Source organism: Streptomyces sp. NPDC058650, from assembly GCF_042717315.1.
Taxonomy (GTDB): domain Bacteria; phylum Actinomycetota; class Actinomycetes; order Streptomycetales; family Streptomycetaceae; genus Streptomyces.
Map to the genome: position 1 here is coordinate 1 of NZ_JBHXRL010000047.1, position 572 is coordinate 572.

Below are 572 nucleotides of genomic sequence, written 5' to 3' on the forward strand. Positions count from 1 at the left end.
CCTCGGGGCTCGCCCGCCTCGACACGTCCTCCACCGCGGCCTCCGCCGCCTGACCCCGACCGCACTCGACTCCACCACCATCTGAAAGCGAGACCATGACCGACCTCACCACCGTGCCCGCCGTCACCCTCAACAACGGCGTGCGGATGCCGCAGCTCGGATTCGGCGTCTACCAGGTGCCCGACGACGAGACCACCGCCGCGGTCGCGGCCGCCCTCGACGCCGGCTACCGGAGCATCGACACCGCCGCGATCTACGGCAACGAGTCGGGCGTCGGCCGGGCCATCGCCGCCGCAGGCATCGCTCGCGACGAGCTCTTCATCACGACGAAGGTCTGGAACTCCGACCAGGGCTACGACCGGACGCTGCGCGCGTTCGACGACAGCCTCGCGAAGCTCGGTCTCGAGCAGCTCGACCTCTCGCTGATCCACTGGCCCACGCCGGAGCGCGGGCTCTACCTCGACACGTGGCGCGCGCTCGAACGACTGCACGCCGACGGACGCGTGCGGGCGATCGGCGTCTCCAACTTCGAACCCGAGCACCTCGACCGGCTCCTCGCCTCGAGCACGGTC

At 70.8% G+C, this 572-nt stretch carries 1 protein-coding gene; it reads left to right on the forward strand.

Going from position 1 to position 572, the window contains the following annotated elements; genetic code table 11:
• Nucleotides 1-95: 95 nt before the first annotated feature.
• Nucleotides 96-572: aldo/keto reductase (locus tag ACFWWU_RS37095; RefSeq protein WP_384153572.1), on the forward strand; the 477-nt coding region annotated here is incomplete at its 3' end.